Below are 23,072 nucleotides of genomic sequence, written 5' to 3'. Positions count from 1 at the left end.
ATTGAGGGCTGAACCATGAGCGACACCGACACCCACGTCCCGCTTCCCGATCTCAATTCCGCCGACGCGCCCGGGATCGACGACATCGGCTACAACGAGGACGAAAATGCCGCGCGCATCGCGGCCGATCTCGAGGCCGTGTTCGACGTGCCGGTGCAGGTCTCGGCGGTGCTCGGCCGCTCCAAGATGGACGTCGGCGACCTCCTGAAGCTCGGACCGGGCACCGTGCTCGAACTCGACCGCCGCGTCGGCGAGGCGATCGACATCTACGTCAACAACCGCTTGGTGGCGCGTGGCGAAGTGGTGCTGGTGGAAGACAAGCTCGGCGTGACCATGACCGAAATCATCAAGACTGAACGTTCTTAAACGGACCCAACGGTAGCGCGCGGAACCTGCGCGACCAGACGAACAGGAGATCATCATGCGGCTTCTCATCGTTGGCACCCTGAAGGGCCAGCTCACGACCGCGACCAAGATCGCGATGGACAACGGCGCCTCCGTGACCCACGCCGAAACCATCGAACAGGCGATGAACGTGCTGCGCGGCGGCAAGGGTGCCGACCTCCTGCTGGTCGACGTCGGCCTCGACATCCGCGACCTCGTGATGCGGCTCGAGGCCGAGCACATCCACGTGCCGATCGTCGCCTGCGGCATCTCCAACGACGCCCGCGCCGCGGTCGCCGCGATCCATGCCGGCGCCAAGGAATACATCCCGCTGCCGCCCGATCCCGAATTGATCGCAGCGGTGCTCGCCGCGGTCGCCAACGACGCCCGCGACCTGATCTGGCGCGACGAGGCGATGGGCCGGGTGATCAAGCTCGCGCAGCAGATCGCGGGCTCGGACGCTTCGGTCATGATCACCGGCGAATCCGGTACCGGCAAGGAGGTGCTGGCGCGCTATGTCCACTCCCGCTCGGCCCGCGCCAAGCGGCCGTTCATCTCGATCAACTGCGCGGCGATCCCGGAGCACCTCCTGGAATCCGAGCTGTTCGGCCATGAGAAGGGCGCCTTCACCGGCGCGGTGGCGCGCCGCATCGGCAAGTTCGAGGAAGCGACCGGCGGCACCCTGCTGCTCGACGAAATCTCCGAGATGGACGTCCGCCTGCAGTCGAAGCTGCTGCGCGCGATCCAGGAGCGCGTGATCGACCGCGTCGGCGGCACCAAGCCGGTCCCGGTCGACATCCGCATCATCGCAACCTCGAACCGCAATCTGTCGGAGGCGGTGCGCGAAGGCTCTTTCCGCGAGGACCTGCTGTTCCGCCTCAACGTCGTCAATTTGAAGATCCCGCCGCTGCGCGACCGCCCGGCCGACATCCTCGAACTGGCGCAGCACTTCGCCAAGAAATATGCCGAGGCCAACGGCCTGCCGGTCCGCCCGGTCTCGACCGAGGCCCGCCGCGTCCTGACCGCGAACCGCTGGCAGGGCAACGTCCGCGAGCTCGAGAACACCATCCATCGCTCCGTCCTGATGGCGCAGGGCGACGAGATCGGTGCTGAGGCGATCCTCACCCCCGACGGCGACCGGCTCGACCTCGCCAAGACCGCGCCCGCGGTCGCGCACGCCACGCTTGCCGCCGAGCAGGTCACCCGCGCGCTAGTCGGCCGCACCGTCGCGGACGTCGAGCGCGATTTGATCCTGGAAACGCTGAAGCACTGCCTCGGCAACCGCACCCATGCCGCCAACATCCTCGGCATCTCGATCCGCACGCTGCGCAACAAGCTCAACGAATATGCCGACGGCGGCATCCCGATCACCCCGGCCGGCAATGGCGCTCCCGACTATCAGCGGATGGCCAGCGCTGGTTGAGGACCGCACGCGGCAGGGCCCTCCTGCCGCGATTGCCTCACGTCACGAGTAGCTTGGAGCGTCGGGCTTACGGAAGATTCGGATCGGATCGCCGGGCGTGATGTCGCGGCCGGTAAAGGTTGCATACGCATATAGCGCAAGATAGCCGACGGCTATTGCACCGACGAGATAGAACAGCCAGGTTCCTGCGCGCTTCATCGAACCGTCACGTCTCTGAAATCCGACCGGCATTTAATGCGCTGATCAAGAAAGCGCCACGGCCAACATGCCGCGCCGGCCCCGCCGCCTGTCATCTCTTGTATCTAGCAGCCATTTGCCTTACTCAATCTCCTATTGTTTTAGCGTCCTTTGACAACTGGAGAGAGATATGGCCCTTTACGCGCAGACCGCCGGCACCCTGTCCACCAATTCCTCGACCTTCACGCCGATCCAAGGCCTCACCCTGACGATTCCCGAGGGCGTCGGCACCACCGCCATCATCATCCTGAATGTTCCGATGCCCTACGCGACCGGCACTGATATTCCCGGCGGCACGTTCGGCATCGCCCTCAATGGCGCGGTCTCCACGGTTACCGCGAGCTTTACCTATAACGAAGGGACTCCGTCGAGCTTTGGCCGCATTCCGACCACGCTGGTCGTCGGCATCCCGCTCGGCAATGCGGCTCAGACCGTCCAGGCGGTCTGGTACGGCGTCCGCGGCAGCACCGTGATCATCGACAGCCCGGCGACGCTGACCGCAATCCTCTAAAGCCTGATCTGGGGGCCCTAGCGCACGCCCCTCGCATGGACGTGACGTGACGGCAGGCTGACTTCGGCCAGCCTGGCGGCGTCTTCTTCCTTGTCGATCGCGACATACTCGCCGTGCCAGTACGCCAGCGCGGCGGTGCGCTCAGAGGCAATCACGTCGAGCACGCGACCGATGACGATCGCGTGCGAATGCCGTTCGATGATCTCCTCGACCTCGCAATCAACAGCGGCAAGCGCGCCGACCAGCAGCGGAACGCCGGAGGCGCGCGTCGTCCATTCGGCGCCAGTGAAGCGGTCCGCGCCCTTCAGGCCGCCCTTGCCGGTGAAGCGCTCGGCGATCTCGAGCTGATCGGCGGTGAGGATGTTGACGCCAAACACGCCATGGCGCGCGATCAGCGGCCACGACGAGGCAGCGCGGTTGATGCTGACGATCAGCGACGGCGGCTCGACCGACAGCGACGACACCGAGGTCACCGTCATCCCCGAAATGTCCTTAGCCCGTCCGGCCGTGATGACGCTGACGCCGCCGGTGAGATGGCGCATCGCGCCGCGGAATTCAGCGGCCGCCACCGCGGGCTCGATCGAAACATTGCGGACGACGGAATTCATGGCGACCTCACAGGGTGTCTTCGCTGCCTTCGAGCAGATGCTTCAGGATCTCGCCCTCCAGCGCGGCGAGTTCGGCCGAGCCCCGCCGGCGCGGCCGCGGCAGGTCGATCGTGACGTCCTGCGCTATCCGGCCGTCCTCGATCACCAGCACGCGGTCGGCGAGCGCGACCGCCTCGGCGACGTCATGCGTCACCAGGATCGCGGTAAAGCCCTGGTCGCGCCAGACGCGCTCCAGCAATTGCTGCATCGAGATCCGGGTCAGCGCGTCGAGCGCGCCGAGCGGTTCGTCGAACGCCAGCACGCGCGGCTGGCTGACCAGCGCCCGAGCCAGCGCTACGCGCTGCTTCTGGCCGCCCGAAAGCACCGACGGCCACTGCCCGCGCTTCTCGCCGAGGCCGACCTCGACCAGCGCCTGCTCGGCGCGCGCCTGCGCGTCCGCAGAGGAGCGCTCGCGCCCCAAACCCACCTCGACATTGGAGAGCACCCGCGCCCAGGGCAGCAGACGCGGCTCCTGGAACATGACGCGGACGTCCTGCGCCCGCGGCTCCTCGCCGAAGGCGATGCTGCCCGCGGTCGGCGCCTCGAGGCCGGCGATCAGGCGCAGCAGCGTGCTCTTGCCGCAGCCGCTGCGGCCGACGATCGCGACGAACTGGCCGGCCGGGATGTGCAGGTCGATGCCGCGCAGCACCTCATTGTCGCCGAATGCCTTGCGCAGGCCGCGAATGGTCAGCGACAGACCGCGGGTCGCACCTTCCGATCCGCGCCGCAGCTGCCGTGCCTGCACGACGATATCGGCGCGGTCGACCGGCTCGGCGTCGACGGGCTGGAAACGAAGCGCTTCTTGCATTCTCATTCTCACTTCTTCTGGAAGGCGGGGTGCCACGACAGCGTCAGCCGCTCCAGCGCCCGCGAGGCGCTGTCGGCGAGCTTGCCGAGCAAGGCGTAGATCAGGATCGAGAGCACGACGACGTCGATCAGCATGAACTCGCGCGCCTGCATCGCCATGTAGCCGAGGCCCGACGAAGCCGCGATGGTCTCGGCGACGATCAGGGTCAGCCACATGATGCCGAGCGCAAAGCGCAGGCCGACGAAGATCGAGGGCAGCGCGCCGGGGAAGATCACCCGGCGGAACAGCTCGCCGTCGCTCATGCCGTAGATGCGGCCCATCTCAATCAGCTGCGGGTCGACGGTGCGGATGCCGTGCAGCGTGTTGAGATAGATCGGGAAGAACACGCCGAGCGCGACCAGGAACAGCTTTGCCGACTCGTCGATGCCGAACCACAGGATGACCAGCGGGATCAACGCCAGATGCGGAATGTTGCGCACCATCTGCAGCGTGGTGTCGGTGAGCTTCGCCGACAGCTGCGACAGCCCATTGGCGAGCCCGAAGGCGAAGCCGATGCTGCCGCCGATCACAAATCCGATCGAGGCGCGCCAGAAGCTGACCCAGATGTTGCGGATCAGCTCACCTGACAGCAGCAGCTTCCATCCCGCCAGTGCGACGTCGGACGGCGCCGGCAGCACGCGCGAGGGAACAAAACCGGTGACGCAGGCCAGCTGCCAGATCAGGATGATGGCGAGCGGCACGATCCAGGGGATCAGACCGTCGACCTTCGGAAGCTTGGGCGCGCCGACGCGCGGGAGACTGTCGATGAGACTCATGATTGCGATGCCTGCTTCTGCGGACGGTAGTCGTTGCCGATAGTCTCGCCGAACGGCCCGGTGTTGACGCGGATCGGCGTCACGTTGCCGGGTTGCGCCAGCGACAGCAACGGGAACACCAGCTCGGCGAAGCGATAGGCTTCCTCGAGATGCGGGTAGCCCGACATGATGAAGGTATCGACGCCGATGTCCTGATACTCCTTGATCCGCGCGGCGACCGTCTGGGGATCGCCGACCAGCGCGGTGCCGGCCCCGCCGCGCACCAGGCCGACGCCGGCCCAGAGGTTCGGGCTGATCTCGAGCTGGTCGCGGCGGCCGCCATGCAGCTGCGCCATGCGCTGCTGGCCGACCGAGTCCATCCGCGCAAAGATCTTCTGGGCGGCAGCGACCGTGTCGTCGGTGACGTACTGGATCAGCTCGTCGGCGGCGCGCCACGCCTCCGCATTGGTCTCGCGCACGATGACATGCAGGCGGATGCCGAACGAGAGCTTGCGGCCGCGCTGCGCCGCCACCGCCTTCACCTTGGCGATCTTCTCGGCGACCTGCGCCGGCGGCTCGCCCCAGGTCAAATATTTGTCGACGGTGTCGACCGCGACGTCGATGCCGGCGTCCGACGAGCCGCCAAAATACAACGGCGGCCGCGGCGACTGCACCGGATTGAACAGCAAGCGGCCGTCCTCGATCCGGATGTGCTTGCCCTCGACATTGACCGTCTTGCCCGCCAAGAGATCGCTGTAGACGTTGAGGAACTCGCGCGTCACCGCGTAGCGTTCGTCGTGGTCGAGGAAGATGCCGTCGCCCTTGTTCTCGATCGGATCGCCGCCGGTGACGACATTGATCAGGAGACGGCCGTTCGACAGCCGGTCCAGCGTCGCGGTCATGCGGGCGGCGACGCTCGGCGATTGCAGGCCGGGCCGGACCGCCACCAGATAACGCAACCGCTCGGTCCAGGGCGCGACGGCCGATGCCACCACCCAGGAATCCTCGCAGCTCCGCCCCGTCGGCAGCAGCACGCCGTAGTAGCCGAGTTGATCCGCAGCCTGCGCGATCTGGCGCAGATAGTTGAAGTTCACCTCGCGCCCGCCGATCGCCGTGCCGAGGTAGCGGCTGTCGCCGTGGGTCGGCAGGAACCAGAGGATATTGGCGTTGGTTGCGGTGCTCACGTGCCCGGTCTCCATGCGACGTCGGAAATCTTGATTTGCTTCGGGATCAGGCCGAGCGCGAAGAACGCGTCGGCGACCTGTTGCTGATCCGCGATCACGCTGTCGGTGACCGGCTTGATGCCGTAGGACTGGCGCTTCAGCGCGACCTCCACCACCGGCACCGAGAGGCCGATGCTCGGCGCCAGCTGTTCGGCAACGGCGTGGATATCGCCCTTGGCCCAGTCATCGACCTCGCTGAGCTGCGCCAGCACCAGTTCGACGATCTTCGGATCGCTGTGCAGGAACTGCTTCGAGGCGAAATAGAACTGATAGTTCGCGACGACGCCGGTGCCATCGGCCAACGTGCGCGCGCCGGTCGCAGCCTCTGCCGCGGCCTGGAACGGATCCCAGATCACCCAGGCATCGACCGCGCCGCGCTCGAACGCCGCGCGCGCATCGGCGGGCGCGAGATAGGCGACCTCGACGTCGGAATATTTCACGCCGGCTTTCTCCAGCGCCTTCACCAGCAGATAGTGGACGTTGGAGCCCTTGTTCAGCGCGACCTTCTTGCCCTTCAGCTCCGCCACCGATTTGATCGGGCTGTCCTTTGGCACCAGGATCGCCTCACCCTTCGGCGCCGGCGGCTCATAGGCGACATACTGGATCGGCGCACCGGCGGCCTGCGCGAAGATCGGCGGCGCTTCGCCGGTGTTGCCGAAATCGATCGCGCCGACATTGAGCGCTTCGAGCAGCGGCGGACCCGACGGAAACTCGGTCCAGACGACCTTGTAGCCGACCGATTTCAGCTTCTCCTCGAGCGAGCCCTTGCTCTTCAGCAGCACCAGCTTGCCGTATTTCTGGAAGCCGATGCGGACGACCTTGTCCTGGCCGTAGGAAACGCCGACGCTGGCTGCGACGATGCCGACCGACAGCACTGCGCGAGCAATCCAGCGTCGAAATAAACGCGTCATGGGAATGTCCTCTGCATTGAATTGACCAAGGAATTGACCAAGGAGCGATCAGGTCTGGGGATTGCGCCAGACGATGTCGCGGATCGCGATCTGCTTCGGGATCAGGCCGAGCTTGAAGAAGCGGTCGGCGACGCCCTGCTGGGTCACGATGATGTCGTCAGTCACAGGCCCGACCGAGAAGCCGGCTCGCCGCGCCGCGATGGTCTGGATATCGAGCGGCACGCCGGTGACGGCGGCCAGGGATTTCGCGACCTCATCGGGATGCGCCTGCGCCCACGCCGCCGACGACGTCGTGACATCGACGATCTGCTGCAGGACGGCGCCGTGATTTCGGGCGAAGTCGCGGTTGGCGATGTAGAACGAGTTGGTCTTGGTGATGTCGCGAGTCTTGACCAGAATGCGACCGTTCTGCTTGGTCTCGGCGATCGCGAAATACGGATCCCAGATCGCCCAGGCATCGATGCCGCCATTGGCAAAAGCCGGGCCGGCGTCCGGTGGCGTCAGATAGACCGGGGTGATGTCGTTATAGGTCAGCCCGGCTTTCTCCAGCGTCTGGATCACGACGTTATGCGCGCTGGATCCCTTGGTGAAGCCGACGCGCTTGCCCTTGAGATCGGCGATGCCTGTGATTGCCGAATTCTGCGGCACCAGGATGCCTGAACCATTGATGATCGGCTGGGCCGCGGCATAGACGATGGCCGCGCCCGCGGCCTGGGCGAAGATCGGCGGGGAATCGCCGACGGCGCCGTAATCGACGCTGCCGACATTCATCGCTTCCATCATCGGCGGGCCCGAGGAGAACTCGACCCATTTCACGCTGATGCCCTGCGGCTTGAAATGATTTTCCAGGGCCTCGCGCTGGCGCGTGATAACCAGCACGCCGTTCTTCTGATAGCCGATACGAATTTCCTTCGCGTCCGCCTGGGCCTGCGCACCCCGTGACAGCGCGGCAGCGGCAGCTGTGACGAGCGACAGCTGGAGGAACTCACGACGCTTCATTCCAAAACTCTCCTGACGATCAAGCGCGCTTCGGAGCGCGCGATCATGCGTTGTCAGGATGATGGGGCGCACGAATGAAGCTGTCGAGCACCGCACAAAAATAGCGATGCCAGCACTTCGGTGCAGGCATCGCGCGGGTCGTTTCTTTTAAGGCGCGGAGCGCGCGTAGCGAATTATTTTCCTCACGAGATCGCGAGGTCGCTGCACAGGAGCGTTTTCGAGCGAAGTGGGTACCGGTTCGCGTGAAGAAAGCGCGTCAACAAGAATCTGGAGCATCGGCTCTGATCCAATCAGAGCCGATGCTCTAGCAATCGATCAGCCCGCGGCGGCGGTTTTCGGCGCGACATTGACCGCGAGTTTGCCATAGCGATCCGAGAACGCCTGGGTGTCGATCTCCTCGAGCTGGATCGCACCACTCAACACGCCCTTCTTCCAGGCATCGTGCTCCGGATCGTGCTGGAACTCCGGCATCACTTCCTTGCCGAACAGCTCGAGCGACTCGCAGATGTGCTCATGGGTGTTCTTGCCGGCCTGGTTGAGCAGGATCACTTGATCGATATGCGAGGCGCGGAAGCGCCGCAGCTTCTTGGCGATCGTTTCCGGCGAGCCGATCAGGCCGCCGCGCAACGCGGCCTCCTGCGCCTCCGGGTTCTCGCGCTTCCATTTGTTGTACTCGTCCCACATGTTGACAGTGCCGGGCGCCGGCCGCTGCCGGCTCTGCGCCTGGCCGTAATAGCGTAGCGCGAACTGGAAGAAGGTCGCGCCATCGGCGCGCTTGCGTGCTTCCTCGTCGGTCTCGGCGCACATGAAGAACGAGACCAGCGCCATGTTCGGATTGATCTCGTAGTCGGCGAGCTTCTTCAGCCGCTTGGTGATCGCGTTGTAATAGGCGTGCACCCAGGCATGCGCCGCCTCGGCGCTGACGAACTGGAAGCCGAGCGCGCCAAATCCGTTCTGCCCGGCGCGCTCGATGGTCGGCAATTGCGAACAGGCCATCCAGAGCGGCGGATGCGGCTTCTGCATCGGCTTCGGCACGACGTTGCGCAGCGGGATGTCGAAATACTTGCCGTGATGCTCGGTGCCGATCTTGGTGAACATCGGGAAGATCGCTTGCACGGCCTCCTCGAACACCTCGCGCTTGGTCTCCATGTCGCGGCCGAACGGCGTCAGCTCGGTGATCGAGGCGCTCTCGCCCATGCCGAACTCGCAGCGGCCGTTAGAGAGCAGATCGAGCACCGCTACCCGCTCGGCGACGCGGGCGGGGTGATTGGTGGTGAGCTGGAAGATGCCGTGGCCGAGCCGGATGTTTTTGGTGCGCTGGCTCGCGGCGGCGAGGAAGGATTCCGGCGCCGGCGAATGCGAATATTCCTCGAGGAAATGATGCTCCACGACCCAGGCATAGTCGTAGCCGAGCCGGTCGGCGGTCTCGAGTTGCGTCAGCGCGTTCTGGTAGAGGCGGAGCTCGTCGCCGTCATTCCAGGGGCGCGGCAGTTGCAGCTCGTAAAAGATGCCGAATTTCATGGCGTCACTCCCAAGGTCGCGCTCCCGACCACTTGTTGTGGTCCCGACCGCTTGTTGTTTTCAGTCAGTCTAGTGGCGGCGCGACCCGAGTCCAGCCTCGGGGGCGAAACTCCAATTCCGTGCAGCGGGAGATAGCTTGATCGGAACGCATGAATGTTTAGCTTGTGCTGGCACGAGTCGCGGCGCTATCGGTCGCGCGCTCATTCCTCCGAAAGCCACATGACCACCTTCACGCCGCACCAGGACTCCGCGCTGAAAGCAGTTGCCGACTGGCTCAAGGCCAAGCCCGGCAAGGGCGCCACGCCGCCGGTGTTCCGCCTGTTCGGCTATGCCGGAACCGGCAAGACCACGCTCGCCCGCCACATCGCCGAAGGCGTCGACGGCGAGGTGAAATTCGCGGCCTTCACCGGCAAGGCGGCGCTGGTCATGCGCAACAAGGGCTGCGACAGCGCCTCCACGATCCACTCGCTGATCTATCGCGCCCGTGAATCCGGCGTCGAGCAGCCGAGTTTTGAGCTCTGGGACGACGCTCCCGCGTCAAAAGCGAAGCTGATCGTGATCGACGAATGCTCGATGGTCGACGCCGAGCTCGGCCGCGATCTGATGTCGTTCGACTGCCCACTGCTGGTGCTCGGCGATCCCGCGCAATTGCCGCCGATCCAGGGCGGCGGCTTCTTCACCGATGCCGAGCCGGACGCGATGCTGACCGAGGTGCACCGCCAGGCGCAGGACGATCCGATCGTGCGGATGTCGATGGATATCCGCGAGGGCCGCGAGCTCGAGATCGGCCGCCACGGCGAGAGCGAGGTGGTGTCGCGCAAGGAGCTCGATCCGGACCGCGTGATGCGCGCCGACCAGGTGCTGGTCGGCCGCAACAACACCCGCCGCGCCTACAACATGCGGGTGCGGCAGCGGCAAAACATCGAGGACCCGCTCCCCGTCGCCGGCGACAAGCTGGTCTGCCTGCGCAACAACCGCAAGAAGGGCCTGTTCAACGGCGGGCTGTGGCGGGTCAAGGCACGCGCGCAGTCGAAATCGAAGATCATCACCATGCGCGTGATGCCGGATGAGGATTTCGGCTACAAGGTCACAAAAGTCTCGGTGCGCGGCGAATGCTTCGACGGCGGCGTCGAGGGCGTTCCATGGGAGCAGCGCAAGCCCTATGACGAGTTCGACTACGGCTATGTGCTGACCGTGCACAAGTCGCAGGGCTCGCAATGGGACGACGTCGTGCTGTTCGACGAGAGCTTTGCGTTCCAGGATTCGCGCGCGCGGTGGCTGTACACGGGCATCACGCGGGCTGCGAAGCGGCTGAGCATTGTGGTGTGACGGAGTCATTCCGGGGCGATGCGGAGCATCGAATTGCGGTGCGCAATTGCGCATCTGAGGTTCGGCCCTGCGGACCGCCCCGGAATGACACTCTTCGACCAGCTTTCCCTCACGAAACCGTGTGGCCGGCGGCGTAACAAAACGCGCGCTGACCCGTATTTTGAAGCGTCGGAGCAGCCCGGCCCGATTTGCCAATGCCGGCTGCCGCTCTAGACTGGCCCCCAATTGCGATCCCACGAGGAACCCATGCCCAAAAGCTCCCTCAGCCGCCTCTCGCTGTGCGCCGCCACGATCGGCGCGCTGGCCGTCGCCGCTTTTGCCGTTGCGCCCTCGCTTGCCGCCGAGGACGCCGTGATCATCCCGCCGCCCGCGGCAAGCGCGCCGGAGGCCGGCATCAAGACCGCGGTGCTGGCCGGCGGCTGCTTCTGGGGCGTGCAGGGCGTGTTCCAGCACACCGCCGGAATCGTCAGTGCGGTGTCCGGCTACTCCGGCGGCAGCAAGGCGAATGCCGACTACGAGAAGGTGTCGACCGGCACGACCGGCCACGCGGAATCGGTCGAGATCAAATACGACCCGCAGAAGATCTCCTACGGAAAGATCCTGCAGATCTTCTTCTCGGTCGTGCACGACCCGACCCAGTTGAACCGGCAGGGCCCCGATTCCGGCACGCAATATCGCTCGGCGATCTTCACCACCAGCGACGAGCAGAAGCAGGTCGCGGACGCCTATATCGCCCAGCTCAACGCGGCCAAGGTCTACAAGAAGCCGATCGTCACCAAGGTCGGCGCGCTGGAGGCGTTCTATCCGGCGGAGGGCTACCATCAGGACTATCTGACGCTGCACCCGACCCAACCTTATATTGCCTATAACGACATCCCGAAGGTCGAGAACCTGAAGAAGATCTTCGCGGAGAACTACATCGAGAAGCCGACGCTGGTAAGCAGCACCAAGGCCACCAACTAAGGGAATAGTCTCCGTCATTGCGAGGAGCGAAGCGACGAAGCAATCCATCGTGCGTCCCTCACCCTGGATTGCTTCGCTGCGCTCGCAATGACGACCAACAAGGGAGTTTCCATGTCCGACACCAAAACCGACGGCAAGGTTCACAAGAGCGAGGCCGAGTGGCGCAAGGAATTGACGCCGATGCAGTATGCGGTGCTGCGGGAAAAGGCGACCGAGCGCCCCTTCACCGGCGAATACGAGCATGATCCCCGCAAGGGCACCTATGTCTGCGCCGGCTGCGGCCAGACGCTGTTCGAATCCGACCAGAAGTTCGACTCCGGCTGCGGCTGGCCAAGCTTCTCCAGGCCCGCGATCGAGAGCCATGTCGACGAGGAGCGCGATGTCAGCCACGGCATGATCCGCACCGAGGTGCTGTGCTCGAAATGCGACGGCCATCTCGGCCATGTCTTCAACGACGGCCCCGGCCCGACCGGCCTGCGCTACTGCATCAACTCGGCGGCGCTGAAGCTGAACGAGAAGAAGTAACGCGTCAGTCACTACCGCTCGTCATGAGCGGGCTTGACCCGCGCATCCATCAAGGGATGAGTCCTTCCTCACGATGGATTGCCGGGTCAAGCCCGGCAATGGCAATAGCGGGTTCGGCAAATATCCCGCCCTCACGTCGAACAATTTCCTCGCCCCGCGCGACCAAGAACCGGTCGCGCGGGGTTTGTTTTGGCCGCTGCGGCCTTGGCGCGCCTGAACATGAGGAAATGTTGATGTCACGGATTCCAGGAAAGCTTTTGTTGGGTCTCGGTCTTGCCGGCCTGATCGTGGGGAGCACTTTAAGCATGCCAGCGTTCGCCGCCGACAAGATCTCGCTGTTCAAGGTCATCACCTCAAAGGACGAAATCGTCATCGGCCTGACCGATGCCGATCTCGCGCAGGTCGAGGGCCAGAATGCCGGCGGCATCGCCAAGATGCTGGTCGCCAAGGGCTCGATGAGCGTCTGGCAATACGCCGTGCACAAGTCGGCCGCCGGCGATCTCGAACAGGCGCCGCTGCACAAGATCGGCCTGATCGCCAGCGACTCTCTGCGGGTCGAGCCCTATCCGACCCCGCTGAAGGTGCTGCCGATCGACGAAAGCAAGAAGTGACGGCGAAGCCGTCATCCCGGGGCAGTCCGCAGGACTGAACCTCAGATGCGCAATCGCGCATCGGGGGATATCGAGATTCCCCGGTGCGCAATTGCGCACCTGAGGTTCGATGCTGCGCATCGCCCCGGAATGAGGACTGAAGTTAACGACTCGCGGGCCGGAATGTGCTTTGCTCCGAATTCGCGGGGCCGTCGGCGTCTCGCCGTGCGGCTGCCGCCTATTCTGAGGAGGGCGCCATGTCGCTCGGACTGATCCTCATCATCCTCCTGCTGATTATCCTCCTAGGCGGCTATAGCGGCCGGATCCGCGGCTATGGCTATGGCCTCGGCCACTCCGGAATGGGCCTTTTCGGGGTGATTTTGATCGTGGTCGCGATCCTGGCCTGGCTCGACAAGATATGAGAGCCTTAAGACTCTGAAATGAAAGGGATTATTCAGCCCGATCGCGTGCTATGCGCGGATTCAGCATGTGCCTTGCCGGGGCCGCTTCTGGGGTCGCATTTTTGTCAAAGAGGCCTATATTAGGGGTCGAAATGACACGTACGGCGCGCCGCCGATGGTAGGCCGCCGTCCCCAAAATCCCTTTCGCCGCATCGCGCCAAGAACACAAGAGGTCGTCGACCATGCGTCCCCTGCGTCCGTTCAACTACAACACGTCTGCCGAGCTGTTTCCTGCCGCCATCCGCAAGAAGAAGCGGGCTGGTTTCGCCTATCGCCGTTTCGGCACTGCCGCCGAAGCCGTGCGCTTTGCGATGGAAGAGCTGCCGGCGGATTCGCTGAACGGCGCCTATCTGCAGGTCGAGGAAGCCCGTTTCGACCAGAACGGCATCCGCTCGCTGTATGAGAGCGAAGGCTTCCCGCTGCCGCGTCGTCCGCGCCCCGCCGCCAGCCAGACCGACGCCGACGCCGACGCCGCGTAACCTTTCCGCTCCTCCTAAAACGAAAAGCCCTCGGACCGATCCGGGGGCTTTTGTTTTGGGGAGTTCGTTAGATCCGCGGCTGCTTGTCCAGCCAGCGCCGCAGCATCCGCACATTGCGGATATTGGCGCGGAACATGACGTCGAACGCGTCGCCCGCCACCGGCACCATGCCGATCACGCCGTCGACCGCGACATTGGCGAGCATCCGCGCCGTGATGTGCCAGGGCGCGCCCAGCAAGCGGGCCTCGCGCACCAGCCACAGCGAGATCGCGGTGGTGATGATGTCGCCGACCACGGGGATCAGGCCGATCAGCCCGTCGATGCCGTAACGGACATTGGTGCCCGGCACGATGAAGGCGACGTCGAGCAGCTTTGCGATCATCTCGAGCCGCGCCAGCCGCTCTTCGCGCGTCAGATTGCCGAACGGATTGGCGCTGGCGTTGCGGAAGTCGAACTGGAAACCCTCGAACTGCGGATGCAGCGTGGCGTCGGAGAATTCGCGCCCGTCCTGGTCGATGACCTTGCCGCGCGCCTGCGCCCCGCCGAAAGGCGGCCGCGATCGCGCAGCGTGGGGCATGAAAATGTCGTCCTCGGGCATGGCCATCACATGGTAACGCAGGCAAGCGGTTCAAGTTGCGTCACATTACCACTGTGTCACGTTTGAGGCTCCGTCACGTTCACGGCCGCATCAAGCACCGCGCGCCGAAACGGCGGCGGAAGCAGCGGTTTTCGCTCGCCTCGCTTAGTCGACGACCTTGTTCATGGTTCTGAGTCGGTGGGCCAGCGTCCTCATCACCTTCAGGGCAAAATGCGGCGTCTGGCTGACGAGGAAGAGAAACTGCTTTTCCGAGACCGGGACGAGCTCGACATCGGTGAGAGCTGTGGCGGTCGCGCTCCTTGGCTCGTTGTCGATCAATGCCATTTCGCCAAAGATCGTATCAGCCGCGAGGTCCGCGACGGTCTTGTTGCCGACCTGAATGCGCACGTAGCCGCTCTTGACCACGAAGAGCTCGTTGGCTTGCTCGCCCTCGCGAAAAATGATGCCACCGGCTCGGACCAGGCGCGTTTCGATATTGTTGCCCGTCAGAAGGCTAAAGCTTGCATCTACCACTATGAACCCTTTCCCCGAAGCTGGACGCAGGTCTCATACGTCCCGGTCGTCTGCGGCTCCGGCTAAAACGAATGCGAGAAAACAAAGTACGGCAGGCCCGAGATCAGCACCGCCATCGGCAAGGTCAGGACCGAGGCCATGGACGCGCTCATCGATCGCCCCCACAGCCGCCGGCTCATGAGGACGACGCGGGCGTGTGACATTGGGACTACACTTGGATGACGTCGGTATGACAGTTATGTGAAGGGCAACGCGCCCGACTCGCGACCGGCGCCTGGTGCACCGATAAGATTACCGTAGCGGTGCGATCTGTTGCTCGCCGCGCGCTCAACCCGGCTGCCTTGTCCGATTGCGGCGCGCTCATTTCGCCGCTCGGTCCCGAGCCGTCGATCACGCCGAAGCCGGCGACTTCCGCCTTCCCGTTGCACACTGTCGCTTGTGAGTGCGTGCCTAGTGCTGGGCTGCCGTCGTCGCCGGCTGGTAGAGCTCTTCGGCATATTTGTGCGCCAGCCAGGACGTGATCACGCCCGGGATGAAGCCGACCAGCCCGTAGAGGATGAACTGCACCGCACCGCTTTCGGAGCCGTGCGAGGCGTACATCAGCGCCGCGCCGACGAACGCCACCGCGCCTACAATCAGCATCCGCACCGTTGGCGCGATCCGCCTGACATGCATCAGGATGTCGTCGATCGCGCCGAACATCAGCGATGGCACGATGCCGAACAGATAATTATATTGCAGCGACTTCACGAACACGACGAGCAGCTTCGCCACCTCGCCGCCATTGGTCTCGGTCCAGTAGCCGGACTGATAGGTGGTCATGAGCAGCAGCAGGAAGCCGCCGATGAACGGCCCGATGGCTGCGAAGATCAGATAGCGTTTCATGGCGTGCCCTTGCCCGACGTCAGGCGAGTGTAACGCAGTCGCGCGACGGTGCTAGAGAAAATCGAAAACGCCCGGCAATGTTCCGCGCTCTGCACGTCGAATGCGCTGCAACAGACGGCCGCCGCGATGTCGCTGCGATACGGAATCGCCCGGACGGAGCCGGGCGATGACATCGTGAGCAGCGAGGTGAGCGCGAAGGCCGCTACTCACCCCATGCCGCGAAGGCGTCGTTGAAGGCCCGCTCGCCGGGGGCGCCCTTTTCGATCGCGATGATGGCGCGGCGCTGGTTGGTGTAGACCAGCGGCACGTCGAACCAGGAGCGCTCCTTGAGCAGCTGCAGATTGCGCGAGCGGTCGGCGTCGACGTTGGAGAGGCCGACCAGGAAGAAGCCGTCGGTGACTTTGACCGCGAGCCCGGCCAGCGGCGTGCCGCGCGCCTGCTCGTTGGACTTCATCAGGATGCCCGGCACGTTGCCGACGCCGCCATTGGCGAAGTCCTGCGGCAGGATGAAGGTCAATTCCGCGGTATGGCTGGCCGGCAGCGATGAATCGGTGTTGCGGCGGAACGACATCGTCATCTTGAACTTGCGGTCGGGGATGTCGATGTCGGCGCGCACGGCGATGTCGGGCTTCTGGTTGCCGGAGCCCTTGATCTGCTCGGTGCGCCAGACCACCGAGCCGACATATTGCTTGCCCTTCGGATCCGACGGGTCCTCGTCATAGAGCACCACGCGCTGCGCCACCGGAGCGACCGGCTCGCCCGACGACGAGGGCTGGCCGACGCGGTCGGTGATCTTCTTGCTCGCAGGCGTCGCGGCGGCATCCTTCGGCGCCTCGACGGGCGCGGACGACTTGAACAGGCTGCTGACGAAGGTGGTGACCTGCTGCCGCAACAGAATGCCGGTGCCGACCAGGATCAACAGAATGCCGATCGCGATCGCGGTCTTGAACGGGAACATCGACCGGACGCGCGGCGGCTTGCTCGGCTCGCGCTCGCCATTGCCAATGCGCGACCGTTGCGGCGGCGGCGCCTGCGGCGGCTGCGGGGTGTAACGCTCCGGCTCCTCGACCGACTCCTCATAGGAATACGGCGCGTCGGGATCGGCGCCGCGGTTCTCCAGGCTCGGCTCGAGCCGGTCGAATTCCGGCGAGGGCGACGGCACGTTGGCGTAGGTCTTGCGCGCGTTGCGGCTGGCCTGCGCCGCGGCGCGGCCGAGATCGTCGGCGTCGGCGGTGATGTCGCGGAAACCGCGCACGCCCGGGGCGGCCGGCGGCACCAGCGGCTGCGCGCCTTCCGGACCGCGGCGCGGCGGACCCGGCCGGGCCTGTGGCGGCTGGGTATCGAGGCCGGGCGGGACGTTAGGAGGAATCTGCGGGTTCTGCGGCCGCGGCGAGGCCGGCGGCGCATCGGGGCGCAAATTGCGCGGCGGACGGGGGTCGGCCGGGGGCCGCGGGCGCGCGGCAGCGTCGGCGGAATTGGCCTCGGGCGGCCTGGGATTGGCGCGGCGCAGCGTATCGCTGCTGCGGGCGGAGGCACCGCCACCGGGGCGGGAGGCCTCGCGGGCGCGCTGCGCGGCCTCGGACTCGACCTTGCGAACCGCCTCTTCCAGCGACAGCCGTTCGCGGGTGATCTCGGACTCCGAGAGCGGCGGCTGCACGCCACGGAGTTGCTGGATCAACGCCGTCCGCGCCCGCGCGTACAGCGCGCGGCGGGCTTCGCCGGGAGCGTTGGGGTCCAGTCCGGCGATGGCACGGGCGATCAGCGGGTAGTAGTCAGCCATTTCCACACAATTGGTGGGATATAGGTAATATCCCGTTAAGCCTCGAACGGATTCTGTACCAGAATAGTATCTTCACGCTCCGGGCTGGTGGACAGCAGGGTGACCGGGCACCCCACCAGTTCCTCGACCCGGCGAACGTATTTGATGGCCTGGGCCGGCAGGTCCGCCCAGGACCGCGCGTTGGCGGTCGGCTGCTTCCAGCCCTCGATGATCTCGTAGATCGGCTCGACCCGGGCCTGCGCGCCCTCGCCGGCCGGCAGATGGTCGATCTCCCTGCCATCGAGCTTGTAGCCGATGCAGACCTTGATGCTGTCGAACCCGTCCAGAATATCGAGTTTGGTCAGCGCCAGCCCGGCAATTCCGCAGGTACGGACAGTCTGTCGCACCAGCATGGCGTCGAACCAGCCGACCCGGCGCTTGCGCCCGGTATTGACGCCGAATTCCTTGCCGCGGCGGCCGATTTCCTCGCCGATCTCGTCGTTCAGCTCGGTCGGGAACGGACCCTGGCCGACGCGGGTGGTGTAGGCCTTGCAGATGCCCAGCACATAGCCGACCGCGCCCGGGCCCATGCCGGTGCCGGTCGCGGCCTGCGCCGCCACCGTGTTGGACGACGTCACATAGGGATAGGTGCCGTGGTCGACGTCGAGCAGCGCGCCCTGCGCGCCCTCGAACAGGATCCGCTTGCCCTCGCGGCGCTTGAGGTCGAGCAGCCGCCACACCGTCTCGGCATAGGGCAAAAGCTTCGGCGCCATCGCCGTCAGCTCGGTCAGGATGCCCTTGCCGTCGATCTCCTCCAGATTGTGGCCGCGGCGCAGCGCATTGTGATGCGCCAGCAGGCGTTCGATCTTGTGCGGCAGGGTGTCGAGGTCGGCGAGGTCCATCAGGCGGATGGCGCGGCGGCCGACCTTGTCCTCATAGGCCGGGCCGATGCCGCGGCGGGTGGTGCCGATCGAGGTGATGGCGTTGCCGGATTCGCGCAGGGAGTCGAGTTCGCGATGCAGCGGCAGGATCAGCGTGACGTTCTCGGCGATGCGCAGATTGTCCGGCCCGACCGCAACGCCCTGCCCCCTCAGCTTGGCGACCTCGTCGAGGAAGGCCTGCGGGTCGAACACCACGCCATTGCCGATCACCGCCAGCTTGTTCGGGCGCAGCACGCCGGACGGCAGCAGCGCCAGCTTGTAGGTCTCGCCATTGATCACGAGCGTATGGCCGGCATTGTGGCCGCCCTGGAAGCGCACGACGATGTCGGCCTGTTCCGACAACCAGTCGACGATCTTGCCCTTCCCTTCGTCACCCCACTGGGCGCCGACGACGACAACATTGGCCATTTCGAAGATGTTCCCTTCAGGTGTTTCAGACCATGATCGCGGCGAAAACGCGTCCGCCCACAGCGATCCTGCATGATATGCCCAGCCCAAATCACGGCGCCCGGCCGTGCGCACGCAAGGCGCCTACCGGATAACGGAAGCGGCCCGGCTTCGCAAGCAAGAAGGGGGTCGTTTATGCCTTTTAGACGAACGACAACCCTTTGATATCCCCTAAAAATTCCACCCCGTGCGCGGCGGCGCCGCCCTGGCCGGAATTTAATGTTGGCGCGGCCCGGTGCGACACGATCGGCCGATTGATCGCAGCCGCCATTGCGGCGATCATTCAGCTGGATTAACCGGCAGGGTCCATGCCCAATTCGACACCAGCAACCATGGCGCTGCGGAAGCTAGGCCTTGCCTTCAAGCTCCACACCTATGTCTACGATTCCAGCGCTGAGAGCATCGGGCTGCAGGCGGCGGAGGCGCTCGGTGTCGAGCCGAGCCGGATGCTGAAGACGCTGATGGCCGAGGTCGACGGCAAGCCGGTGTGCGCCGTGGTGCCGTCCGACTGCGAGGTCAGCATGAAGAAGCTCGCCGCCGCGCTCGGCGGCAAGTCGGCCAAAATGATGCGCCCGGCCGATGCCGAGCGGCTGACCGGCTACCATGTCGGCGGTATCAGCCCGTTCGGCCAGAAGAAGCGGGTGCCGACCGCGATCGACGAGACCGCCCTCACCCACATCACCGTGTTCGTCAATGGCGGCCAGCGCGGCCTGCAGATCGAGATCGATCCGAACGACGCCGCGCTCGCCGCCGGCGCCACGATGAAGGCGCTGGTGGCGACGCAAGACTAGAGCGGGATGACTTTTCTTCGAAACGTCGTCCCGCTCTATCTCTTTGTTCTGAGCATGATCGTTTTCGGTTGAAAACGCTCTGTGCGATCAATGCGGGGATTTGTCCCTGCCGAACTCGGCGCCAACGAGGTCGGACAGGCCGGACAATTCCTCCGCCGAAATATCGTTGACGTTGAGCCGGAGCTGCATGATCGCGAGGTCGAGCAAATGTGCGGCAAAGGTTGCGCCGGCCGCCCTCACGATGCTGCGCTGCTCGAGCAACACCGTGATGACGTCGCGCAAACTGCGCACTTGCACTTGATCCATGGCCCTCTGCCCGATGCTGGCCGTTGTGATGTGTGTTGTCATTGGGATACCGATTGTAATGTGCTGATGGACGCCGTGGCGGCGGACGGAATGTAGGGCAGGTGCTGCGCTTCCTCGCCCAGGCGCAGGATGCGCGAGGGCACTTCGCGGACTTCGATGTCGATCGTCATGGGCGGCGGAATAAGCGTCACCGACGCTTTCGGCCACGGCGCCGGATTTGGCGTGACGGCGGTGAACCGATAGGCGGCGGCGATCTCGAGCGCGAGCAATTGCAGCTCCAGCATCGCAACCCCCATCCCGGCGCAGGCGCGCGGACCGGCACCGAACGGAATGTAGGCATCGGTGTTGTAGCGCCGCGTCATCAGGAAGCGGTGGGGATCCTCGAAATGCCTGCCATCGCGCTGCAATTGCCAGGGGCAGATCAACAGCGAGGTGCCGACCTTGAGGTCGTGCCCGCCGATCGCCACCGGCTGCATCACCTCACGCGAGAACCACCAGGCGCTGGGATAGAGCCGGCAAACCTCCTTGACCAGCGTCGCGCTCAGATTGGCGCGCTTCACCGCGTCTAGTCGCAGCTCGCCGTCGTCGCCCAGGCACTCCGCGGCCTCGTCGGCGATGTCGTCCATCAGCGCGGGATCGGCGGCCATGTGGTAGAACATCCATGCCGCAGTCGAACCTGTGGTGTGATGGCCGGCCAGCAGCAATGTCAGGATCTCGTCCTCGAGATCGCGATCACTCAGACCGAGCGCCTCGAGATCGCGCAGCGCGCTGCTCGAGCCCGCCTTGCGGCGCAGCCGCTGCACCACCGTCGACATGGCAAGCTTGGCGCAGACCCGGTTCTTGCGGCGGCGGTACCACGCCACCGGACCGAACGGCAACGCGCGGAACATCTCCTCCGCCAGATCGTCCTCGATCGCGCCGACGGCCTGAACCAGGGCTTCCTCGTCGCCAGACGACATCACCTGGGAGCCGAAGATCGCGACGCAGATCGTCCGCAGCGCCAGCATCGCGGTGACGTGGTGCGGATCGAACGATCCGAGCCGCGCCAGGCTGGCGCCGACCGCGCGGATCTCGGCACACATATGCGGCAGGAATTTCTCGACGCTGCCTTTGGCCATGTGCTTCTGCAGCACCACCCGCCGCCGTTTGTGCTCCTCGCCGCTCAGCATCAGCGAGCTGCGGCCGAGCACCGGCGTCAGCTTCTTGATCAGCTTGCCCTTTCCGATGTCGGTCTCCGGCGCCTTGAGGATCGGGCGCAGCAGATCGGGATCGTTCACCAGGAAGACCGGCGCAGGACCGAGCCGCAACGGCACCAGCCCCCGCTCCGCCTCGTTGCCGCGCGTCAGCAACAGACGCAGCGGATCATGCTGGAATGCTCGAACGTCCGAGAACATGTGAAGCATCGTGGATCTCCAATTGCCGTCCAAGGTCGAGGAATTTGGTCAGGCCGGGATTGTCGGCAAGACCAAGCGGGATTTCTCCGGCGAGCGCCGTCAGCGGGCGGCCCATGCGATCATTGCCGATCACCTGCGGCCGGCCGTAGCGGCGGGTGCGGATGTCCATGCGGGTGAGAAAACGCTCATAGGAGAGGTCGGCCAGCGCCACGAGCGCCTTCGCTCCGCGCAGCTCCGCGAAGCGGAACATCAGCGCGTAGTTCACGCGTGCAGTCTGCGACCTCGCGACACCAGGCAGCACGCCGAAACGGCTGATCTCCCAAGCGTCGCGGCGGCTCGGAAAGCGGCGCACCGCAAGCTGCGGGAACACCGACTTGGTGAGATAGGGATAGTCGGTGCGGATCGCCCGGAAGCCGCCGACGAGCTCGACGCCGGAGAACAACAGGCAGTGCTCGGTATACCAGCAGTCGAACTGATCGCGTTCGACATCCCCGACCGTGGTCAGAAGCCAGCCGCAATGGTCGACGAACAGCCGCTTGCGCAGCCGCAACATCGCTCCGACATGCGCCGGATCAAGCTCTTCTCTGGTGATGAGAGCGTGAAGGCCGTCCAATGAATGCGGCATTATCCCTTCCTCCAAATGCGGAACATCTGGAACAAAAGGGGCCAACTGTGGTACCCCCGGAAACCGGGGGTTTTAGTCAATGGGCCTGGTAGACGCGATTTCGACCATCGAGGCGTCAGATACCATCGACGAGCTCAGCTCGTCATTGCATCGTATTGTCCAGAACTACGGCTTCTCGGGTTTCGCCTTTGTCGATGCCGGCCGGCCCGATCTTGATCTGCCCTACCATATCGGCACATTTCCCGACGCCTGGAAGCGGGCGTATGTGCAGAACGAGTTCGTCCATGCCGATCCGGCGCTGGCGCGGTCGCGACGCACCAACACGCCATTCAGCTGGAGCAGCCTGAAGCTGCCGGAGCGAAGCGGACACAAGCGGGCGCCCGAGGTCAAAACGATGGATGCCGCCCGGGAGTTCGGATTCAAGGACGGCTTCGTCGTGCCGTTCCACTATCGCGACCGGCTCGGAGCCGTGCATTCGAGCTCGACGGTGTTTTTCTGGCAAGACCAGCCGCGCGATTTCGACAAGCTGTTCGTCTGCCATCGGCATGAACTGCATCTGTTGATGATCTACTGGGTGCAGCGGGCGATGGACATCGTCAACCGCGACCAGCGCAACGCGCCGACCATCCTGCGGCCCGCCGACGCCGCCGAGACGATCAAGCTCACGGGCCGCGAAAAGGAAGTGATGGCCTGGGCGGCGCGCGGCAAGACCGTGGTCGACACCGCGCAGATCCTCGGCATCTCGCCGGAGACCGTGGAAGGCTTCATCAAGCAGGCGCTGCGCAAGCTCGAAGCGTCCAACAAGACGCATGGCGTGGCGAAGAGCATCGCGCTCGGGATCATCGACCTGTGAGCGGCGCCGCGCGGCCATCGCAGCGTGCTCAGGGCTGCTGCCGCGCCCAACGCATGGCCCCGCGAACAGGAAACGCGGCATTATGTGGCAAGGTCATATATCCGGGTTGGGTTCACCACACGCGTCGCCCCCTGATTGCATTCGCGGACAGTCTT

General features: G+C 64.9%; 28 protein-coding genes. 11 read left to right on the top strand and 17 right to left on the bottom strand.

Annotated features, from left to right (window positions below; translation table 11 throughout):
* Window positions 1-15: 15 nt before the first annotated feature.
* Both fliN and WDM24_RS08550 read left to right on the top strand, forming a co-directional pair.
* Entirely contained in the window at window positions 16-366 is a 351-nt protein-coding gene (gene fliN / locus WDM24_RS08555; RefSeq protein ID WP_166303052.1) for a flagellar motor switch protein FliN, read from the top strand.
* Window positions 367-421: 55 nt separating this feature from the next.
* Complete coding sequence (locus tag WDM24_RS08550; RefSeq protein WP_166214148.1) at window positions 422-1,807, top strand: sigma-54 interaction domain-containing protein; 1,386 nt, start codon at window positions 422-424, stop codon at window positions 1,805-1,807.
* Between the two features lie 42 nt (window positions 1,808-1,849).
* Here the strand turns inward: WDM24_RS08550 and WDM24_RS08545 are convergent, their stop codons facing one another.
* Window positions 1,850-2,005 (bottom strand): hypothetical protein, encoded by a 156-nt coding sequence (locus tag WDM24_RS08545; RefSeq protein WP_029079140.1) that lies wholly within the window; start codon window positions 2,003-2,005, stop codon window positions 1,850-1,852.
* A 169-nt stretch (window positions 2,006-2,174) separates the two neighbouring features.
* Between WDM24_RS08545 and WDM24_RS08540 the strand changes: the two genes are divergently transcribed.
* Window positions 2,175-2,555, top strand: a complete 381-nt coding sequence (locus WDM24_RS08540) for a hypothetical protein (protein WP_166303049.1) — start codon at window positions 2,175-2,177, stop codon at window positions 2,553-2,555.
* 17 nt (window positions 2,556-2,572) lie between these two features.
* Here WDM24_RS08540 and WDM24_RS08535 read toward each other — a convergent pair whose 3' ends face one another.
* From WDM24_RS08535 to WDM24_RS08505, 7 genes are all read right to left on the bottom strand, one after another.
* A complete protein-coding gene (locus WDM24_RS08535; protein WP_338830850.1) occupies window positions 2,573-3,163 on the bottom strand; it encodes a flavin reductase family protein in 591 nt (196 codons plus the stop codon).
* A 7-nt stretch (window positions 3,164-3,170) separates the two neighbouring features.
* Window positions 3,171-4,010, bottom strand: coding sequence for an ATP-binding cassette domain-containing protein (locus tag WDM24_RS08530; RefSeq protein WP_338832350.1), 840 nt, complete (start codon window positions 4,008-4,010; stop codon window positions 3,171-3,173).
* An 8-nt stretch (window positions 4,011-4,018) separates the two neighbouring features.
* The gene (gene ssuC, locus WDM24_RS08525) at window positions 4,019-4,825 is read right to left on the bottom strand and encodes an aliphatic sulfonate ABC transporter permease SsuC (RefSeq protein ID WP_166303043.1); all 807 of its coding nucleotides are present in this window, start codon (window positions 4,823-4,825) and stop codon (window positions 4,019-4,021) included.
* The gene (ssuD, locus tag WDM24_RS08520) at window positions 4,822-6,003 is read right to left on the bottom strand and encodes an FMNH2-dependent alkanesulfonate monooxygenase (RefSeq protein ID WP_338830849.1); all 1,182 of its coding nucleotides are present in this window, start codon (window positions 6,001-6,003) and stop codon (window positions 4,822-4,824) included. Before ssuD ends, ssuC begins: the two co-directional genes overlap by 4 nt.
* Entirely contained in the window at window positions 5,985-6,938 is a 954-nt protein-coding gene (locus tag WDM24_RS08515) for a sulfonate ABC transporter substrate-binding protein (protein ID WP_166303037.1), read from the bottom strand. The genes ssuD and WDM24_RS08515 overlap by 19 nt, the downstream gene beginning before the upstream one ends.
* A 48-nt stretch (window positions 6,939-6,986) precedes the next feature.
* The gene (locus WDM24_RS08510) at window positions 6,987-7,937 is read right to left on the bottom strand and encodes a sulfonate ABC transporter substrate-binding protein (RefSeq protein WP_338830848.1); all 951 of its coding nucleotides are present in this window, start codon (window positions 7,935-7,937) and stop codon (window positions 6,987-6,989) included.
* 315 nt (window positions 7,938-8,252) lie between these two features.
* Window positions 8,253-9,458 (bottom strand): LLM class flavin-dependent oxidoreductase, encoded by a 1,206-nt coding sequence (locus WDM24_RS08505; protein ID WP_338830847.1) that lies wholly within the window; start codon window positions 9,456-9,458, stop codon window positions 8,253-8,255.
* 219 nt (window positions 9,459-9,677) lie between these two features.
* Here WDM24_RS08505 and WDM24_RS08500 point away from each other — a divergent pair, with 219 nt between their 5' ends.
* From WDM24_RS08500 to WDM24_RS08475, 6 genes are all read left to right on the top strand, one after another.
* Window positions 9,678-10,787, top strand: a complete 1,110-nt coding sequence (locus tag WDM24_RS08500; protein ID WP_166303031.1) for an ATP-dependent DNA helicase — start codon at window positions 9,678-9,680, stop codon at window positions 10,785-10,787.
* Between the two features lie 246 nt (window positions 10,788-11,033).
* Window positions 11,034-11,750, top strand: a complete 717-nt coding sequence (msrA, locus tag WDM24_RS08495; RefSeq protein WP_338830846.1) for a peptide-methionine (S)-S-oxide reductase MsrA — start codon at window positions 11,034-11,036, stop codon at window positions 11,748-11,750.
* Window positions 11,751-11,861: 111 nt separating this feature from the next.
* Complete coding sequence (gene msrB / locus WDM24_RS08490; RefSeq protein WP_338830845.1) at window positions 11,862-12,275, top strand: peptide-methionine (R)-S-oxide reductase MsrB; 414 nt, start codon at window positions 11,862-11,864, stop codon at window positions 12,273-12,275.
* Window positions 12,276-12,580: 305 nt separating this feature from the next.
* Window positions 12,581-12,886, top strand: coding sequence for a hypothetical protein (locus WDM24_RS08485; RefSeq protein ID WP_051346089.1), 306 nt, complete (start codon window positions 12,581-12,583; stop codon window positions 12,884-12,886).
* Between the two features lie 236 nt (window positions 12,887-13,122).
* Window positions 13,123-13,287, top strand: coding sequence for a DUF3309 family protein (locus tag WDM24_RS08480; protein WP_016844323.1), 165 nt, complete (start codon window positions 13,123-13,125; stop codon window positions 13,285-13,287).
* Between the two features lie 221 nt (window positions 13,288-13,508).
* Window positions 13,509-13,805 (top strand): hypothetical protein, encoded by a 297-nt coding sequence (locus tag WDM24_RS08475; RefSeq protein WP_166214135.1) that lies wholly within the window; start codon window positions 13,509-13,511, stop codon window positions 13,803-13,805.
* 67 nt (window positions 13,806-13,872) lie between these two features.
* Here WDM24_RS08475 and WDM24_RS08470 read toward each other — a convergent pair whose 3' ends face one another.
* The 6 genes from WDM24_RS08470 to WDM24_RS08445 form a co-directional block, all read right to left on the bottom strand.
* Window positions 13,873-14,409, bottom strand: coding sequence for a DUF4112 domain-containing protein (locus WDM24_RS08470; RefSeq protein WP_338696571.1), 537 nt, complete (start codon window positions 14,407-14,409; stop codon window positions 13,873-13,875).
* 138 nt (window positions 14,410-14,547) lie between these two features.
* Window positions 14,548-14,916, bottom strand: coding sequence for a cyclic nucleotide-binding domain-containing protein (locus WDM24_RS08465; protein WP_338830843.1), 369 nt, complete (start codon window positions 14,914-14,916; stop codon window positions 14,548-14,550).
* Window positions 14,917-15,366: 450 nt separating this feature from the next.
* Entirely contained in the window at window positions 15,367-15,801 is a 435-nt protein-coding gene (locus tag WDM24_RS08460; protein ID WP_166303019.1) for a DUF5413 family protein, read from the bottom strand.
* 202 nt (window positions 15,802-16,003) lie between these two features.
* Window positions 16,004-17,581: a hypothetical protein gene (locus WDM24_RS08455; protein WP_338830842.1), complete on the bottom strand. Its 1,578-nt coding sequence runs from the start codon at window positions 17,579-17,581 to the stop codon at window positions 16,004-16,006.
* Between the two features lie 35 nt (window positions 17,582-17,616).
* On the bottom strand, window positions 17,617-18,909 hold the full coding sequence (locus WDM24_RS08450; RefSeq protein ID WP_166303015.1) for an adenylosuccinate synthase: 1,293 nt from the start codon (window positions 18,907-18,909) through the stop codon (window positions 17,617-17,619).
* Between the two features lie 181 nt (window positions 18,910-19,090).
* A complete protein-coding gene (locus tag WDM24_RS08445) occupies window positions 19,091-19,219 on the bottom strand; it encodes a hypothetical protein (RefSeq protein WP_338830841.1) in 129 nt (42 codons plus the stop codon).
* 37 nt (window positions 19,220-19,256) lie between these two features.
* On the opposite strand from WDM24_RS08445, the gene ybaK reads away from it, so the two are divergent.
* Window positions 19,257-19,739: a Cys-tRNA(Pro) deacylase gene (gene ybaK / locus WDM24_RS08440; protein ID WP_338830840.1), complete on the top strand. Its 483-nt coding sequence runs from the start codon at window positions 19,257-19,259 to the stop codon at window positions 19,737-19,739.
* Between the two features lie 87 nt (window positions 19,740-19,826).
* Here ybaK and WDM24_RS08435 read toward each other — a convergent pair whose 3' ends face one another.
* From WDM24_RS08435 to WDM24_RS08425, 3 genes are read right to left on the bottom strand one after another with little or no spacing between them, the layout of a single operon-like run.
* A complete protein-coding gene (locus tag WDM24_RS08435) occupies window positions 19,827-20,045 on the bottom strand; it encodes a hypothetical protein (RefSeq protein WP_338696560.1) in 219 nt (72 codons plus the stop codon).
* 38 nt (window positions 20,046-20,083) lie between these two features.
* A complete protein-coding gene (locus tag WDM24_RS08430) occupies window positions 20,084-21,448 on the bottom strand; it encodes a cytochrome P450 (protein ID WP_338830839.1) in 1,365 nt (454 codons plus the stop codon).
* Window positions 21,408-22,064, bottom strand: a complete 657-nt coding sequence (locus tag WDM24_RS08425) for an acyl-homoserine-lactone synthase (protein WP_338830838.1) — start codon at window positions 22,062-22,064, stop codon at window positions 21,408-21,410. Before WDM24_RS08425 ends, WDM24_RS08430 begins: the two co-directional genes overlap by 41 nt.
* Before the next feature lie 79 nt (window positions 22,065-22,143).
* Between WDM24_RS08425 and WDM24_RS08420 the strand changes: the two genes are divergently transcribed.
* On the top strand, window positions 22,144-22,917 hold the full coding sequence (locus WDM24_RS08420; RefSeq protein ID WP_338830837.1) for a LuxR family transcriptional regulator: 774 nt from the start codon (window positions 22,144-22,146) through the stop codon (window positions 22,915-22,917).
* Window positions 22,918-23,072 lie beyond the last annotated feature (155 nt).

Source organism: Bradyrhizobium sp. 27S5 (assembly GCF_037217225.1).
In the GTDB taxonomy this organism is placed as follows: domain Bacteria; phylum Pseudomonadota; class Alphaproteobacteria; order Rhizobiales; family Xanthobacteraceae; genus Bradyrhizobium; species Bradyrhizobium septentrionale.
The sequence above is the reverse complement of the archived record's forward strand: the minus strand, read 5'-3'. Positions and strand labels throughout refer to the sequence as shown.

Coding starts and splice junctions, on each gene's coding strand:
- ssuD (WP_338830849.1), bottom strand. CDS start 6,003: ATGGAGACCGGGCACGTGAGCACCGCAACCAACGCCAATATCCTCTGG.
- WDM24_RS08530 (WP_338832350.1), bottom strand. CDS start 4,010: ATGCAAGAAGCGCTTCGTTTCCAGCCCGTCGACGCCGAGCCGGTCGAC.
- WDM24_RS08510 (WP_338830848.1), bottom strand. CDS start 7,937: ATGAAGCGTCGTGAGTTCCTCCAGCTGTCGCTCGTCACAGCTGCCGCT.
- WDM24_RS08450 (WP_166303015.1), bottom strand. CDS start 18,909: ATGGCCAATGTTGTCGTCGTCGGCGCCCAGTGGGGTGACGAAGGGAAG.
- WDM24_RS08540 (WP_166303049.1), top strand. CDS start 2,175: ATGGCCCTTTACGCGCAGACCGCCGGCACCCTGTCCACCAATTCCTCG.
- WDM24_RS08480 (WP_016844323.1), top strand. CDS start 13,123: ATGTCGCTCGGACTGATCCTCATCATCCTCCTGCTGATTATCCTCCTA.
- WDM24_RS08460 (WP_166303019.1), bottom strand. CDS start 15,801: ATGAAACGCTATCTGATCTTCGCAGCCATCGGGCCGTTCATCGGCGGC.
- ybaK (WP_338830840.1), top strand. CDS start 19,257: ATGCCCAATTCGACACCAGCAACCATGGCGCTGCGGAAGCTAGGCCTT.
- WDM24_RS08505 (WP_338830847.1), bottom strand. CDS start 9,458: ATGAAATTCGGCATCTTTTACGAGCTGCAACTGCCGCGCCCCTGGAAT.
- msrB (WP_338830845.1), top strand. CDS start 11,862: ATGTCCGACACCAAAACCGACGGCAAGGTTCACAAGAGCGAGGCCGAG.
- WDM24_RS08430 (WP_338830839.1), bottom strand. CDS start 21,448: ATGCTTCACATGTTCTCGGACGTTCGAGCATTCCAGCATGATCCGCTG.
- WDM24_RS08435 (WP_338696560.1), bottom strand. CDS start 20,045: ATGGATCAAGTGCAAGTGCGCAGTTTGCGCGACGTCATCACGGTGTTG.
- WDM24_RS08545 (WP_029079140.1), bottom strand. CDS start 2,005: ATGAAGCGCGCAGGAACCTGGCTGTTCTATCTCGTCGGTGCAATAGCC.
- WDM24_RS08550 (WP_166214148.1), top strand. CDS start 422: ATGCGGCTTCTCATCGTTGGCACCCTGAAGGGCCAGCTCACGACCGCG.
- WDM24_RS08425 (WP_338830838.1), bottom strand. CDS start 22,064: ATGCCGCATTCATTGGACGGCCTTCACGCTCTCATCACCAGAGAAGAG.
- WDM24_RS08500 (WP_166303031.1), top strand. CDS start 9,678: ATGACCACCTTCACGCCGCACCAGGACTCCGCGCTGAAAGCAGTTGCC.
- WDM24_RS08455 (WP_338830842.1), bottom strand. CDS start 17,581: ATGGCTGACTACTACCCGCTGATCGCCCGTGCCATCGCCGGACTGGAC.
- WDM24_RS08535 (WP_338830850.1), bottom strand. CDS start 3,163: ATGAATTCCGTCGTCCGCAATGTTTCGATCGAGCCCGCGGTGGCGGCC.
- WDM24_RS08445 (WP_338830841.1), bottom strand. CDS start 19,219: ATGGCGGCTGCGATCAATCGGCCGATCGTGTCGCACCGGGCCGCGCCA.
- ssuC (WP_166303043.1), bottom strand. CDS start 4,825: ATGAGTCTCATCGACAGTCTCCCGCGCGTCGGCGCGCCCAAGCTTCCG.
- WDM24_RS08515 (WP_166303037.1), bottom strand. CDS start 6,938: ATGACGCGTTTATTTCGACGCTGGATTGCTCGCGCAGTGCTGTCGGTC.
- WDM24_RS08470 (WP_338696571.1), bottom strand. CDS start 14,409: ATGGCCATGCCCGAGGACGACATTTTCATGCCCCACGCTGCGCGATCG.
- fliN (WP_166303052.1), top strand. CDS start 16: ATGAGCGACACCGACACCCACGTCCCGCTTCCCGATCTCAATTCCGCC.
- msrA (WP_338830846.1), top strand. CDS start 11,034: ATGCCCAAAAGCTCCCTCAGCCGCCTCTCGCTGTGCGCCGCCACGATC.
- WDM24_RS08420 (WP_338830837.1), top strand. CDS start 22,144: ATGGGCCTGGTAGACGCGATTTCGACCATCGAGGCGTCAGATACCATC.
- WDM24_RS08475 (WP_166214135.1), top strand. CDS start 13,509: ATGCGTCCCCTGCGTCCGTTCAACTACAACACGTCTGCCGAGCTGTTT.
- WDM24_RS08485 (WP_051346089.1), top strand. CDS start 12,581: ATGCCAGCGTTCGCCGCCGACAAGATCTCGCTGTTCAAGGTCATCACC.